The organism is Bradyrhizobium sp. USDA 4011 (assembly GCF_054063415.1).
The window spans coordinates 7,742,883-7,756,860 of the sequence record NZ_JBSSGG010000001.1; the positions used below are offsets into that span (position 1 = coordinate 7,742,883).

General features: G+C 63.1%; 13 protein-coding genes. 4 read left to right on the forward strand and 9 right to left on the reverse strand.

The window, feature by feature from the left end; translation table 11 throughout:
* Positions 1-45: 45 nt before the first annotated feature.
* From ACVW1C_RS36670 to ACVW1C_RS36710, 9 genes are all read right to left on the reverse strand, one after another.
* Positions 46-471 (reverse strand): Hsp20/alpha crystallin family protein, encoded by a 426-nt coding sequence (locus ACVW1C_RS36670; protein WP_456762419.1) that lies wholly within the window; start codon positions 469-471, stop codon positions 46-48.
* 240 nt (positions 472-711) lie between these two features.
* Positions 712-1,281, reverse strand: a complete 570-nt coding sequence (locus ACVW1C_RS36675; RefSeq protein ID WP_456762420.1) for a MarC family protein — start codon at positions 1,279-1,281, stop codon at positions 712-714.
* A gap of 189 nt (positions 1,282-1,470) precedes the next feature.
* A complete protein-coding gene (locus ACVW1C_RS36680) occupies positions 1,471-1,677 on the reverse strand; it encodes a hypothetical protein (protein ID WP_456762421.1) in 207 nt (68 codons plus the stop codon).
* Between the two features lie 928 nt (positions 1,678-2,605).
* Positions 2,606-4,021: a pyruvate kinase gene (gene pyk, locus ACVW1C_RS36685; RefSeq protein WP_456762422.1), complete on the reverse strand. Its 1,416-nt coding sequence runs from the start codon at positions 4,019-4,021 to the stop codon at positions 2,606-2,608.
* Positions 4,022-4,024: 3 nt separating this feature from the next.
* Positions 4,025-5,287 carry a glycerate kinase type-2 family protein gene (locus tag ACVW1C_RS36690; RefSeq protein ID WP_456762423.1) on the reverse strand — a complete coding sequence of 421 codons (1,263 nt, stop codon included), beginning with the start codon at positions 5,285-5,287 and terminating at the stop codon, positions 4,025-4,027.
* 22 nt (positions 5,288-5,309) lie between these two features.
* A complete protein-coding gene (gene oxlT / locus ACVW1C_RS36695; protein ID WP_456762424.1) occupies positions 5,310-6,629 on the reverse strand; it encodes an oxalate/formate MFS antiporter in 1,320 nt (439 codons plus the stop codon).
* A gap of 65 nt (positions 6,630-6,694) precedes the next feature.
* Positions 6,695-7,477 carry a fumarylacetoacetate hydrolase family protein gene (locus tag ACVW1C_RS36700; RefSeq protein WP_456762425.1) on the reverse strand — a complete coding sequence of 261 codons (783 nt, stop codon included), beginning with the start codon at positions 7,475-7,477 and terminating at the stop codon, positions 6,695-6,697.
* Between the two features lie 5 nt (positions 7,478-7,482).
* Positions 7,483-8,499 (reverse strand): 2-dehydropantoate 2-reductase, encoded by a 1,017-nt coding sequence (locus ACVW1C_RS36705; RefSeq protein WP_173637222.1) that lies wholly within the window; start codon positions 8,497-8,499, stop codon positions 7,483-7,485.
* An 85-nt stretch (positions 8,500-8,584) separates the two neighbouring features.
* Positions 8,585-8,998: a CBS domain-containing protein gene (locus ACVW1C_RS36710; RefSeq protein ID WP_456762426.1), complete on the reverse strand. Its 414-nt coding sequence runs from the start codon at positions 8,996-8,998 to the stop codon at positions 8,585-8,587.
* 241 nt (positions 8,999-9,239) lie between these two features.
* Between ACVW1C_RS36710 and ACVW1C_RS36715 the strand changes: the two genes are divergently transcribed.
* From ACVW1C_RS36715 to ACVW1C_RS36730, 4 genes are all read left to right on the forward strand, one after another.
* A complete protein-coding gene (locus ACVW1C_RS36715) occupies positions 9,240-10,082 on the forward strand; it encodes an IclR family transcriptional regulator (protein ID WP_456762427.1) in 843 nt (280 codons plus the stop codon).
* 192 nt (positions 10,083-10,274) lie between these two features.
* Entirely contained in the window at positions 10,275-12,062 is a 1,788-nt protein-coding gene (gene gcl / locus ACVW1C_RS36720) for a glyoxylate carboligase (protein ID WP_456762428.1), read from the forward strand.
* A 39-nt stretch (positions 12,063-12,101) separates the two neighbouring features.
* Positions 12,102-12,887, forward strand: a complete 786-nt coding sequence (gene hyi, locus ACVW1C_RS36725) for a hydroxypyruvate isomerase (RefSeq protein ID WP_456762429.1) — start codon at positions 12,102-12,104, stop codon at positions 12,885-12,887.
* 125 nt (positions 12,888-13,012) lie between these two features.
* Entirely contained in the window at positions 13,013-13,900 is an 888-nt protein-coding gene (locus ACVW1C_RS36730) for a 2-hydroxy-3-oxopropionate reductase (RefSeq protein ID WP_456762430.1), read from the forward strand.
* The last annotated feature ends 78 nt before the right edge of the window (positions 13,901-13,978 follow it).

Genomic DNA, 13,978 nt, shown 5'->3' on the forward strand with positions numbered 1-13,978 from the left:
ACTGATCCTGCCCCCTAGGGACGAACCAGTGGCGACAAATTGCGGTCAGGATATATTGATGGTGCGTGGCTTGTCGCTTTCCGCACGCGGCAGGAATAGCGCCAAAATGCCGTCCCGATATTCGGCCTTGATGCCATCCGGCTCGATCTGCACGGGAACCGAGAGCGTTCGATCGAACTCGCCGGAGACGCGCTCGCGTCGATGCAGGCTCGCCTCCTCGGGGTAGTCGACTTTCTTCTTTCCGAAGATGCGGATGGTGTTTTCCTTCGCCTCGATCTGTAGATCGCTCTTGCTAACACCCGGCAGCTCTATGATGGCCAGGATGTTGTCGCCCTGCTGGAAAACGTTGATCGGTGGGAATGGCCCGCGGCTGGTGGTGAGATCTTGCAGCCAGTCGCTGGCCAAGGTCGCCTCAAGAGACCGTTGTAGGTCGAGCAGTGCATCGAACGGATCAGCAAATCCTATGACCATGTTTGCAACCCCATGTACTTGTTGGCGGGGCGAGAAGGGATCATGGTCGCCCCTCGAAGCTTTGATTTGGGATGACGGGTGGCACTGTCAAGAGGCGAGTGCTAATTCACAAAAGCGTTCGCTGGATCCGTGTAATATATTGATTGTACAGGGGGAATTGTCTTGGGCGACTTAGGGTGCAAGCCGCCGCTCTATAGTCTGCGGCCCCTCGCCGCCAGATTCCAAGGAGGCAATGGACCGTTAGGGAGGCACCCCGTATCGAGCCGCCAATCCCGGCAATTCACTCCTGATGCCAGTCATGATGAAATTCACGCCGATCGCGGCGACGATGAGCGCCATCACGCGCGTCATGACGTTGATGCCGGTTCTGCCGAGAAGCCGCTCGATTGCTGCGGCCATCCACAGCGTCAGTCCAATCAGGAACGCTGCGAGCAGCGAAGCAATTGCAAGCAGTGCTTTGGGAAGCCATCCCGGATTGTCGTTGGACAGAGTGATCATGATGCTGAGCTCGGCCGGCCCCACAAGCAGCGGAATAGCAAAGGGTGTGATCGCTAGCCCATGAATATCCACTTCGTCGCGGGCCGTTTCGTCAGCCACTTGTATGAATCTTCCATACTGCGCCTGAAACATCTCGAAGGCGATCAGCAGCGCCAGTAGGCCGCCTGCGATGCGGAAGTCATCGAGTCCGACATTGAAGAAATTTAGGATCTGCTTGCCAAGCAGCGCCGAGCCCATGAAGAAAATCGCGACGGCCGCGGAAGCCAGAACGATGATGCGGTGTATCTTTACGCTTTCTACCTTGCGCGTCATCGCCAAAAAAAATCGGAACGGCTCCGACCGGGTTGGTTCTAGACAGTCCCCTTCATTAAGTAGAAAAAGCGCCTTGCGGCCGTCTCCGACAAGACCCGCGTTTCGTGTCCATAGTCAATTGCCTCCGACCGAAGATCCGTCAACAATGTGAAGCTTGCTAACAAAAAGATAGGAGCAAACTCGGGCACTTTAAGATTTCTCAGAAGGCGTCAGCCTGGAGAGCTTGTCGCGGTACGAGCGCCCGGCTGTCAGGTCATCGATCGCAATGGCGCGGCTGCCGTGCCAATGCCGCACGAGTAGTACGCCCGGCAACTCTGTGTTCGCTATTTCCGCAGCCTGTTCACGGCCGGCGCGCTCGCCGTGATCCGCTATGCCAAGATCCATGGCAGCGATCACCGGCCCTGGCTCACGCGATCGTTGGCCCGGCGTATCAGCAAACAAGGGGATCGCTATTTAGCGCGTCGATTGAGCGTCGCCGAAGTCGTGCGCTCACTTCAGAAAACCAAGAGGTCAAGGATCGTGGCTGTCGAGCTGAACAGGTGGTCCGAGGCCTTGTCGCCACTCCGCGGCCCACTCGAATGCCATTCTGACAAAAGCAAATTCTGTAGCGATCTCAACGAGCAAAAAGGCTGTGAATTGTCAGAATGCGCTTTGAACGAGCGGAGGAAATTCGAAGACTTCCAAGCTGAATACGAGGGGTCGATTCCCTTCACCCGCTCCAATCACCCATCCGTAAAAATAACGACAATACAATGTGTTGCGTGTAGACGCGGCTGCAGTCAAAGCTGCGTGGGAGGCTCGTTTGATGTGCTTTCGGGCGCACATTGCGCGCAAGTTCGCGAGACCCATTTGATCCGTTGAGCGTGCACTAACCTCGATATTCCAAATCGCCGGATTGGAGAGAAGCGGGCGGGTGCCAGTGCCTTCGCGGTCCTGCGGTCGCCGTCCTGCTCTATTGGAGGGTGCCGATTGTCACGTGAACCTTCTGCCCGGATGTGTAGACGTAATAGCTACCGGGATTTTGCATTCCTTCCTGGGGCTAGAGCCGACGCCGTCCGCATGTATTTTAAGCGGGCGGTGTTGGTGCTGATGTGAACCACCGCCCCCGGCGCAGCATCCCGCTCCCGCACGCGGAGGCGGCACATGAAGCGTATGCCCACGAGCGAAGCGATCATCACCGTCGCCTTGTTGGTGATGTTCGCTCTCGTGATCTGGTTTGGCGCCATGCCGTGAGACCAGGGCACCCGGCGCAACGAGCCCGAGAAAATCCGGATGGCCCGGATGCGTAGGGCGTCTGGGACCGCGGAGCCGGGCGTTGGCTCCGTCAGGGGAGCGAAACAACTCGCAGGTTGTTCGTGCTTCCCGCCTGCCCGAAGGGAATGCCGGCGACGACGACCAGCAGGTCCCGGCTTGATGCAAACTGCTCTGCATGCGCGAGAGCCGTCGCGCGCTCGACCATCTCCTCATAGCTCTGAACGTCGTCGGACAGGACGCTGTGCGCGCCCCAGAGCAGGCACAAGCGGCGCGACACTTCGCGGCTTGGGGTGATGGCGAGGATCGGCAGGCTCGGCCGCTTGCGCGCGACGCGTGCGGCCGTGGTGCCGCTCGACGTGTAGGCCACGATGGCCGCGGCGTGAATGACGGAGGCGAGGTCGGCGGCGGCCGTTGCAACGGCATGCGGCGGCGTCTGCTCTTCGCCGGGCTGGGTCGCCTCGACGATCGAGCGGTACATCTTGTGCTGTTCGGTGCTGCGGATGATGCGATCCATCATCTCGACGGCCTCGCGCGGATAGCGGCCCGTCGCGGATTCCGCCGACAGCATCACGGCATCTGCGCCATCATAGATCGCCGTCGCAACGTCGGAGACTTCCGCGCGCGTCGGTGTCGGCGCGGCGACCATGGAGTCCAGCATTTGCGTGGCGACGATCACCGGCTTCACCGCGAGACGGCAAGCTCGCACCAGCTCCTTCTGGCGCCCGGGCACGTCCTCATGCGGAATTTCGACGCCGAGATCACCCCGCGCAACCATGATGGCGTCGCACAACTGGATGATGTCGTCGATCCGCTCGAGTGCTGCCGGCTTCTCGATCTTGGCCATCAGGCCGGCGCGGTCGCCGACGAGGCCTCGCGCCTCGATGATGTCGGAGGGCTTCTGCACGAATGACAAGGCGACCCAATCGACGCCGAGCTTCAGGCCGAACTCCAGATCGAGGCGGTCCTTCGCGGTGAGCGGTGAAAGGTCGAGCACCGTCCCCGGTAGATTGACGCCCTTGTGGTTCGAGATCGTGCCGCCGACGATCACCTTGGCTTCGATGAAATCGGCACCGAGCCCGGTGACGCGAACCCGCACCCTGCCGTCGTCGATCAGAAGGTCGTGGCCGGGGGTCACGGCGGCAAAGATTTCCCGATGCGGGAGGGGAATTGCGGTTCGGTCGCCATCCGATCCGGACAGCACGAACCGGATGGTCTCGCCGGCCGTCACGGCAATCTTGCCATCGCGCAAGGTGCCGACGCGGATCTTGGGACCCTGGAGATCCATCAGAATGCCGATCGGCCGGTTGACTTCTTGTTCCAGCTTTCGGATCGCGGCATGGATGCTTGCGTGGTCGCTCTGGGTTCCGTGGCTGAAGTTCAGACGGAACGTATCGACGCCGGCCAGCAGCAGCGCCTTGAGCATCTCGGGGGAACTGCTGGCGGGGCCGATGGTTGCGACGATCTTGGCCCGTCGATGACGACGCATGGGTCACCTCATTGCTGGCTTGCCGGACGCAATTAGCACGGCACGGATATCGTTGACATTGGTAAGTGTCGGTCCGGTGCGCACGAGGTCTCCAAGGTGGTCGAAGAACGTGTAGCTGTCATGGGCTGCCAGATAGGCCCGTGCGTCGAGACCATTCGCGGCGGCGCGCCGCAGCGTATCCGGACTGATCAAAGCTCCGGCCGCATCTTCCGTTCCATCAATGCCATCGCTGTCTCCCGCAATCGCCCAGATATCGGACGTACCGGACAGGGCGATGACAAGCCCCAGCAGGAATTCGGTGTTGCGGCCGCCGCGCCCCGCCGGCCCACGTCCGATCGTCACCGTCGTCTCGCCGCCGGAGAGCAGCACGGCAGGGGCAGGGCCGGGCTGCGCATGCGCCGCGACCGACCGGGCGATGCCCGCCATCACGGTTCCGAGTTCACGCGCCTCGCCTTCGATCGCGTCTCCAAGGATGATCGGGGTCAGGCCTTCATCCCGCGCGGCCCTGGCCGCAGCATCAAGCGCGTGGAACGGCGCGGCAAGGATGCGGACATCGGCCTCGATCTCGCCGGGTTTCGGGGTCTCGCCGGCTTGCTCGAGGACAAGCCGCGCCGCGTCCGGCAGGTCGATCGCAAACCGGCGCACGATCTCCCGCGCGTCGGCTTTTGTGCTGCTGTCCGGCAGCGACGGACCGGAGCCGATTGCCGCGGGATCGTCGCCGGGGATATCCGAGATCACGAGGGTCGTGACGTGGGCGGGGCGGGCGGCGAGCGCCAGCCGTCCGCCCTTGATCGCGGACAGATGTTTGCGGACGACGTTCATCTCGGCAATCGTTGCGCCGCTTGCAAGCAGGGTACGGTTGACCGCCTGCTTGTCGGCGAGGGTCATCGGGGATGCGGGAAGGGTCATCAGGGCCGAGCCTCCGCCGGACATCAGGGCGATGACGAGATCGTCCGCTGAAAGTCCCTGAACGGCATCGAGCATGCGAAGGGCGGCGGCCTTGCTCGAGTCGTCCGGCACGGGATGAGACGCCTCGATCACTTCGACGCGGCCCGCGGGGACGGAATGGCCGTGGCGCGTCACCACGACACCTGAAAGGTCGATATCAGGCCAGGCCGCGTCGAGGCCCGCTGCCATCGCCGCCGAAGCCTTGCCCGCGCCGACGACGATGCATCTGCCCTTCGGCTTTGCCGGCAGGGCGCGTGCGATGGTTAGCCTTGGATCGCAGCTGGCGATTGCAGCATCGAAGATTCTCCGGAGCGCCATCCGAGCCCGCAAGTCCGTCCAATCAGTGTTCAATCGCCGCACTCCGGCCAGGTACAGGCGCGATCGCGGCCTTTGCTGTCGTCTCACTGCCGAGAATGAAGCCGCGCCGCATCGGCTTGATCACCAGCAAGGCCGTGAGGGCTGCGGTGGCATTGAGCGCAACCGCGACGATGAACACGGCCTGCCAGCCGAGCTGCGAGGAGATGATGCTTGCGAGCGGCACGAGCAGCGCGGCCGTGCCCTTCGCCGTGTAGAGCATGCCGTTGTTGGTGGTTGCGTATTTGGCGCCGAACGTGTCGCCCGACGTCGCCGGAAACAGGCTGTAGATTTCGCCGAAGACGCCGAAATAGATCGCGGTGGCCAGCACGAAGACAACCGGAATGTGGCCGTAGGTGGACAGCGTCAGCAACATCAGCGCCGCGGTCGCGAACGCGATGAACATCGTGTGCTCGCGGCCGATCGTGTCGGAGACCCAGCCAAAGAACGGACGGCCGAACCCGTCGAACACACGATCGAGCGAGATGGCAAAGGTCAGCGCCGCCATCTGGAAGCCCGCCAGGGTGACCGGCGTGTCCGCGATCTTGAAGTCATGGGCGATCGGCCCGATTTGCGCCGCGGTCATCAACCCGCCGGAAGCCACCATGACGAACACCAGGTACATGACCCAGAAGATCGGCTTGCGCAGAACCTGGGGCGGCGTGTAGTCGATTGCGCTCTGCGGCAGATTGAGCTGCTTCTTCCTGGGCGCCTCGATGCCATGCGGCGGGCGGACGAACCAGGCCAGCAGGATAACGATCAGGCCTTGCCCGATTCCGAATGTCAGGAAGGTGCTCTGGTAGCCGCTGGCGGCAATCATGTTGGCGATCGGCACGACGGTGAGGGCTGCGCCGGCGCCAAAGCCTGCGGCGGTCGCGCCCGCGGCCAGGCCGCGCCGGTCCGGAAACCATTTCAGCGCGTTGCCGACGCACGTGCCATAGACGGCGCCGGCGCCGATGCCCGCGACAATAGCCGCCGCATAGAGCATGACGAGCGAAGAGGCGTACGAGTTCAGCACCCAGGCCAATCCGATCATCAGCCCGCCGAACATGATGACGATGCGCGGGCCGTATTTATCAACGAACCAGGCTTCGACCGGCACAAGCCATGTCTCGGTCATCACGAAGATCGTGAAGGCGAGCTGGATGGCGGGACGGCCCCAGTGAAACTGCGCGTCGATCGGATCGACGAACAGCGTCCACCCGTATTGCAGGTTGGCGATCATCGCCATGCAGACGATGCCGATCGCGAGCTGGAGCCACCGGAAGCCGCCGGGCGACGATGCCGCTTTCGTGCTGGAGATCATGTGCGCTCCCAAAAGAGGTGTTGGTCGTTTGGTCCGGCTGCGTCGGGCTGTCGTCCTGCCGCCGCCTACTGACGAAATTCGTTGGTCAACTCGCCGATTCCGTCGATCGCGACGGTGACCGTATTGACGGGCTCCTTCATCACCCCGACGCCGATCGATGTCCCGCAGCAGATCAGGTCGCCCGGCAACAGCGTCATGTCGTGGGAGATCTTGCTGACCAGTGCCTGCGCGCTGAAGATCATGTCGGCGATCGGGTAGTTCTGGCGCTCCACGCCGTTGAGGATGGTGCGCACCACAAGGCGTGCGGGGTCGAGGCCCGAGGCAATCACGGGACCGAAGGGGCCATATCCGTCGAAGCCCTTGGCCCGCGCCCATTGCGGGAAGGTCGGATCGCGATTGAGAATGTCGGCGGCGGTGACGTCGTTGGTGCAGGTGTAGCCGAAGATGAAGCCGTCGGCCTGTTCGGGGGCTATCGCGGTGCAACTCTTGCCGATGACAATGCCGAGTTCGCCTTCGTAGGTCGTCTTGCCGTCGTAGCCCGGGGGGCGCGTGATGACGGCACCGGGCGCGGTCACGCTGGTCTGCGCTTTCAACAGGTAGAGCGGTTCGGCCGGCTCAGGCGATTTCAGCTTCGCCGCCAGCGCGTGGAAATTGTTCCAGAGCGCGATGATCTTGCTCGGCTCGGTTGGCGCGAGCAGCTCGACATCGTCAAGCGCCAGCGTCTGTCCGGTCGGTCGTGTGTCGCCGAACATCTCTCCTGCGTGCACGGAGATGCCCGACGGAGTGAGTTGCCCGAAGCCGATCTCGGCATCGTGGCAGAAGCGGACCCAGCGCGTCACATTGGCCATCGCGATCACGCCACCGCAAGCGATTGGGCCTCGACGCCGGCCGCCCCGTCATAGAGGCCTGCCAGTCTGCTGCGCTGCGCGACCAGCGCCAGCACCGCATCGAGGGCGGGCGTCGCAATCCCCGTCATCCGGCCCATCTCCTGCACCACGGTGATCAGCGGATCGATCTCGACGGGGCGTCCGCGCTCGAGGTCCTGCAGCATCGAGGTCTTGTGCGCGCCGACCTTGCGTGCGCCCTCGATGCGGCGTTCGACATCGACCCGGAACTTGACGCCGAGGCTTTCCGCGATCGCCTGGGCCTCCAGCATGATCGCCCTGGACAGCGCCCGCGTGCCGGGATTGGTGCAGATCACGTCGAGGGTCGCGTGGGTGAGGGCGCTGATCGGGTTGAAGCAGACATTGCCCCACAGCTTGAGCCAGATCTCGTCGCGGATGCGGTCGAGCACCGGCGCCTTCATGCCCGCTGCCGCGAACAGGGCGGCAAGCCGCTCGACATCAGGTGTGATCTCACCGGAGGGTTCGCCGAGCGGAAAGCTGTTGCCGTAGACGTGGCGGATCACGCCGGGCGCCTCGATTTCGGTGGCGGGATAGACCACGCAGCCGATGGCGCGCGCGGGGTCGAGTTCGTTCCACTGCCGTCCGCCGGGATCGATGCTCTCGAGCGCCGATCCCTCGTGCCGTCCGCCGTGCTTGTAGAAATACCAATAGGGAATGCCGTTGACGGCGGTGACGATGCGGGTCCGCTCACCCAGCAAGGGGCGCATCGGTTCGATGACGCCGGTGATCGAATGCGCCTTGAGGCAGATGATGACGAAATCCTGCTCGCCGAGTTCGGCGGGGTTATCTGTACAGCGAGGATGTACCACGCGCTCCTCGTCGCCGATCAGGAGCTTCAGGCCATTCTGCCGCATCGCGGCGAGGTGCGCGCCCCGCGCGACCAGGCTGACATCGGCGCCAGCGCGCATTAATTCGACACCGAGATAACCGCCGATAGCGCCGGCGCCGTAGATGCAGACCTTCATGAAATCCTCTCGAGCAGAGTGGGGGCACAGCATGAGCCGCAACGGCTCGAACCAAGTTGCGTGGCAATGGCCTTGGAAGAATCCGTCAGGCCGCGCAGGCGGCTTCCTCCAGGGCAAAGCCGATGTCCCGCATGCTCACGACGCCGACGAGCCGGCCGTTGTCGATGACGGGGATGTGGCGGATGTCGTGACGGACCATCAGACGCTCGACATCGGTGAGCGCGTCCTGCGAAGTGCAGGACACCAGCGGGCGCGGCGAAATGAACTGCGCCACTTTCGCGGCAAGACCGCCCGTGCCGCGCTCGGCGATCACAGCGACGACGTCGCGCTCGCTGAACATTCCGACCACGGCGGCCTCGACGCTGCGCGAGGCGTTTCTGACGACGAGTGCGCCGACATTGCTCGCGTACATCAGGTTCGCTGCAATGCTCACGGTTTCGCTCGAGCCGATCGTCACCACGTGCGCACTGTTGGCGCGAAGGATGTCCCCGACATACATGGCATGGTCCTCCCGGTTGCATCATTGATTGGATCGTCGAGAAGCAATCGTGGTATACATTATCCCAGAAGTCAAACAAAAGAATCACCACGTTCTGCGAGATAAATGGCAAAAATGCTTACCTATTGTCGAATTTCGTGCCCTTGACTTAGAAGCGTTTTGGCATGCCATATGCCAATCCTGACGCTCGTTATCGGCGAGCAATTTCGTTCTGAACCGCAATCGGTTAGGGCAGGTCGTGATGAAAAGAGAGCCGATCCGGCGCAAGCCGTCCGATCCCGATTTTCGCGCGCAACCGGATCAGGACGCGCGAGACGGCGGCGTTCAATCGGTCGATCGCGCGCTGCAAATCATGGAAGCGCTTGCAGAGGATGACGAAGGCTATCGGCTGACCGATCTTGCGATCCGCATCGGCTTGCCGCCGTCGACGGCTCACCGGCTGCTGACGACGCTGGAGAACCGCAGGTTCGTGCAGTTCGACCGCGAGGAGTCCAAATGGCACATCGGCGCGCAAAGCTTCGTGGTCGGCTCGACCTTCATGCGCCGGCGCAATTTTTCCGCGCGGGCATTGCCCTATCTGCGCAAGCTGCGCGACCAGACCAGGGAAACCGCCAATCTTGCAGTGGTCGATGATGATTCCATCATCGTCGTATCCCGCATCGAAAGCCGGGAGATCATGCGTTCGCTGACCAAGGTCGGCGGACGCGTGGCGCTGATTGCCTCGGGCGTGGGGAAGGCGGTGCTGGCTGCGTATTCCGATGCCGATATCAACGCGATTATCCGCAGGCGCGGCATGCCGCGCCTGACGGAAAAGTCGATCATTCGGCCGGGCGAGCTGTTTCGGGAATTGGAGACCGTGCGACGCCAGGGCTATGCGGTGGACGATGAAGAGGCGCGGCTTGGCCTGCGCTGCGTGGCCGCGGTCGTCTTCAACGATTGCAGCGAGCCGTTCGCCGCGGTTTCGGTATCGGGGATGGCGGATCGGCTGACCGACGAGCGCCTGCCGGAGATCGGCGCTATCGTGCATCAGATCGCAGCCGAGCTCTCCGCAGAGCTTCGCGGGAGCAGCCGCACGCAACCGTAGCAGGGCGCAAAGCCCGCGGCTGTTCTCGCCTGTGCCGGTTTCCATTCCTTCGCAGGCGCTAATCACCTGGAGACATGCAAGAAATCGCAAGCGTTGCCATAGCGCGGAAAATCCAATCGTTTGCGTTGAGATCGCTGATCGCGGGCCTGATGATCATGCTCAGGCCAACTCATAGCGAAGCGGGATCATCAGATGAAAATGCGAGCAGTGGATGCAGCAGTGCGCATTCTCGAACACGAGGGGATCCCCTGCGCGTTCGGCGTTCCCGGCGCCGCGATCAACCCGCTTTACTCCGCGCTGAAGCGCAATGGCTCGATCCGGCACATTCTGGCGCGCCACGTCGAAGGCGCCTCGCATATGGCGGAAGGCTACACCCGGGCGAAGGCGGGCAATATCGGCGTTTGCATCGGCACATCGGGCCCCGCCGGAACCGATATGATCACCGGCCTCTATTCGGCGATCGCGGATTCGATCCCGATCCTCTGCATCACCGGTCAGGCGCCGCGGGCGCGGCTCTACAAGGAAGATTTCCAGGCCGTCGACATCGAGGCGATCGCAAAGCCGGTGACGAAATGGGCCGTCACGGTGCGCGAGCCGGCGCTGGTGCCGCGCGTGCTCAGCCAGGCCTTCCATGTCATGCGGTCGGGACGGCCGGGACCGGTGCTGATCGATCTTCCCCTCGATGTGCAGCTGGCCGAGATCGAGTTCGACGACGAGACCTATTCGCCGCTGCCGGTCTACAAGCCTGCGGCGACGCGCAAGCAGATCGAGAAGGCGCTCGAAATGCTCAACGCCGCGGAGCGGCCGCTGATCGTGGCCGGCGGCGGCGTGATCAACGCCGATGCGTCCGAGCTGCTGGTCGCCTTCGCGGAAGCGGTCAACGTTCCCGTGGTCCCGACGCTGATGGCGTGGGGCGCCATTCCGGACGATCATGCGCTGATGGCCGGCATGGTCGGCTTGCAGACCAGCCATCGCTACGCCAACGCCACGATGCTCGAATCCGATTTCGTGCTCGGCATCGGAAACCGCTGGGCCAACCGGCATACCGGCTCGATCGAGACCTACACTAAGGGTCGCAAATTCGTCCATGTCGACATCGAGCCGACGCAGATCGGACGGGTCTTCAATCCGGACCTCGGCATCGTGTCGGACGCCAGGGCCGCGCTGGAAATGTTCGTGACCATCGCCCGGGAGTGGCGGAAGTCCGGCAAGCTGCGCGATCGGCAGGCCTGGCCCGCTGCCTGTCGCGACCGCAAGCGCTCGATGCTGCGCAAGAGCCACTTCGACAACATCCCGATCAAGCCGCAGCGCGTCTACGAGGAGATGAACAAGGCGTTCGGCCGCGATACCTGCTACGTGACGGTGATCGGATTGTCGCAGATCGCGGGTGCCCAGTTCCTCAACGTCTATCAGCCGCGCAACTGGATCAACGCCGGGCAGGCCGGTCCGCTCGGCTGGACACTGCCCGCCGCGCTCGGCGTGCGCGCCGCCGATCCGGACCGCGACATCGTCGCGCTGTCGGGTGATTACGACTTCCAGTTCCTGATCGAGGAGCTCGCGGTCGGGGCGCAGTTCAATCTGCCCTACATCCACGTCGTCGTGAACAATTCATATCTCGGGCTGATCCGGCAGGCGCAGCGCGGCTTCGACATGGACTATCACGTCCAGCTCTCGTTCGAGAACATCAACGCACCCGAGATCGGCGCCTACGGTGTCGACCACGTGACCGTGGCGGAAGGGCTGGGCTGCAAGGCGATCCGGGTGACGGATCCGAACGAGGCACAGGCCGCGTTCGCGACCGCGCGCGAGCTGATGGCGAAGCACCGGGTGCCCGTGGTGGTGGAGTTCATTCTCGAGCGGGTCACCAACATCGCGATGGGAACGGAGATCGACAACATCGTCGAATTCGAGGAGGTGCTCGATCTTCCGCTCGATGACGTGCCGAGCGCACAACGATCCGGCACGCTGTTGCCGGCCTAATGACATCATTCAGCGCTGCCCCAAGCGGAGATACCACCCGTGCCTCAATTCGCCGCCAATCTCACCATGCTCTTCAACGAGCTGCCGTTCCTCGATCGGTTCGCAGCCGCCAAGGCCGCCGGCTTCAATGCAGTCGAATATCTCTTTCCATACGACTTCGAAAAGAGCGCGTTGCGGGAGGAACTGGCGCGCTGTGGGCTGACCCAGGTGCTGCATAATCTTCCGGCCGGCAATTGGGCCGCCGGCGAGCGGGGCATTGCGATCCTGCGCAACCGGGTCGATGAATTTCGCGACGGCGTGGTGCGCGCGATCGACTACGCGAAGGCGCTGGATTGCCGGCAGCTGAACTGCCTGGTCGGCATCGCTCCCGCCGGTGCTGATGCGGCAGAGCTGCGCGAGGTCCTGGTGTCCAATCTGCGCTTCGCCGCCGGCGCGCTCGGCCAGCACGGCATCAAGCTCCTGATCGAACCGATCAACACGCTGGATATTCCCGGCTTCTTCCTGAACGGAACGGAACAGGCGGTGCAGCTCATTTCCAACGTGGGCTCATCCAACCTGTTCATCCAGTACGACATCTATCACATGCAGATCATGGAAGGTGATCTGGCGCGGACCCTGCAAAAGCATCTCGGCCGGATCGCGCATGTCCAGCTCGCCGACAATCCTGGTCGTTACGAGCCGGGGACCGGCGAGATCAACTATCCCTATTTGTTCAAGCATCTCGACAGCATCGGATATCGCGGCTGGATCGGATGCGAATACAAGCCGCGGACGACCACGCTCGAGAGCCTTGCCTGGCACGCCGCGCAGACCTTCGTGACCTAGAGCTGTTGCGTTCCGATCGAATCGGAACCGAGCTCGGAATTCTTGTTTCGATGCGTTTTCTTCACGCGAGGCGGTATCCGCTTCGCTGGAATAGTTTCCAATCCGGCTGACAGGAGCGACGACAAATGAAGGACATAGGATTCATCGGGCTCGGCACCATGGGACGCCCGATGGCGAGCCACCTCCTGGCTGCCGGCTATCGCCTGTTCCTGCACGACGTCGCACCCATTTCGCCAGAGCTGGTTACGGCCGGCGGCATCGCTTGCGAGTCCGCCAGGCAGGTGGCGCAGGAAGCAGACGCCGTGATCATCATGGTGCCGGACACGCCGCATGTGGAAGCGGTGCTGTTCGGTCAGGGCGGCGTTGCGGGGGGTGTCTCCAAAGGCATGATCGTGGTCGATATGAGTTCGATTTCCCCGCTGGCGACGAAGGAGTTCGCACGCAAGATCGATGCGCTCGGAGCCGACTATCTCGACGCGCCGGTTTCCGGCGGCGAGGTGGGTGCAAAGGCGGCGAGCCTGACCATCATGGTCGGTGGGCGGGAGCGGGCGTTCAACGCGATGAAGCCCCTGTTCGACGCGATGGGGAAGAATGTCACGCATGTCGGCGGCAATGGCGACGGCCAGACCACCAAGGTTGCGAACCAGATCATCGTGGCGCTGACCATCGAGGCGGTGAGCGAGGCCCTGCTGTTCGCGTCCAAGGCGGGCGCCGATCCTGCGCTGGTGCGCAAGGCGCTGATGGGCGGCTTTGCCTCGTCCCGGATCCTCGAGGTGCACGGCGAGCGCATGCTGAAGCGCAATTTCGATCCGGGCTTTCGCATCGAGCTGCATCAGAAGGATCTCAACCTTGCGCTGGAAGGTGCGCGGGCGCTCGGGCTGTCGCTGCCGGGCACCGCGGCGGCCCAACAGCTGTTCAACGCCTGCACCGCGCTCGGCGGCAAGGCCTGGGACCATTCCGCGATTCTGCGGGCGCTGGAAGTCATGGCGAGCCACGAGGTGGCGGCCGCCTGAGCTTCATGCAAGGATCACGGTGCCGAACTGCAATGGCCGGTCCTGATGACGAGACCGACGGCCCGGCACCCGTATCTC

Bases quoted from the DNA above. Each gene is read 5' to 3' on its own strand.
- ACVW1C_RS36690 (WP_456762423.1), bottom strand. From the start codon at position 5,287: ATGGCGCTCCGGAGAATCTTCGATGCTGCAATCGCCAGCTGCGATCCA.
- ACVW1C_RS36730 (WP_456762430.1), top strand. From the start codon at position 13,013: ATGAAGGACATAGGATTCATCGGGCTCGGCACCATGGGACGCCCGATG.
- ACVW1C_RS36675 (WP_456762420.1), bottom strand. From the start codon at position 1,281: ATGACGCGCAAGGTAGAAAGCGTAAAGATACACCGCATCATCGTTCTG.
- pyk (WP_456762422.1), bottom strand. From the start codon at position 4,021: ATGCGTCGTCATCGACGGGCCAAGATCGTCGCAACCATCGGCCCCGCC.
- gcl (WP_456762428.1), top strand. From the start codon at position 10,275: ATGAAAATGCGAGCAGTGGATGCAGCAGTGCGCATTCTCGAACACGAG.
- ACVW1C_RS36715 (WP_456762427.1), top strand. From the start codon at position 9,240: ATGAAAAGAGAGCCGATCCGGCGCAAGCCGTCCGATCCCGATTTTCGC.
- oxlT (WP_456762424.1), bottom strand. From the start codon at position 6,629: ATGATCTCCAGCACGAAAGCGGCATCGTCGCCCGGCGGCTTCCGGTGG.
- ACVW1C_RS36705 (WP_173637222.1), bottom strand. From the start codon at position 8,499: ATGAAGGTCTGCATCTACGGCGCCGGCGCTATCGGCGGTTATCTCGGT.
- ACVW1C_RS36700 (WP_456762425.1), bottom strand. From the start codon at position 7,477: ATGGCCAATGTGACGCGCTGGGTCCGCTTCTGCCACGATGCCGAGATC.
- ACVW1C_RS36710 (WP_456762426.1), bottom strand. From the start codon at position 8,998: ATGTATGTCGGGGACATCCTTCGCGCCAACAGTGCGCACGTGGTGACG.
- ACVW1C_RS36670 (WP_456762419.1), bottom strand. From the start codon at position 471: ATGGTCATAGGATTTGCTGATCCGTTCGATGCACTGCTCGACCTACAA.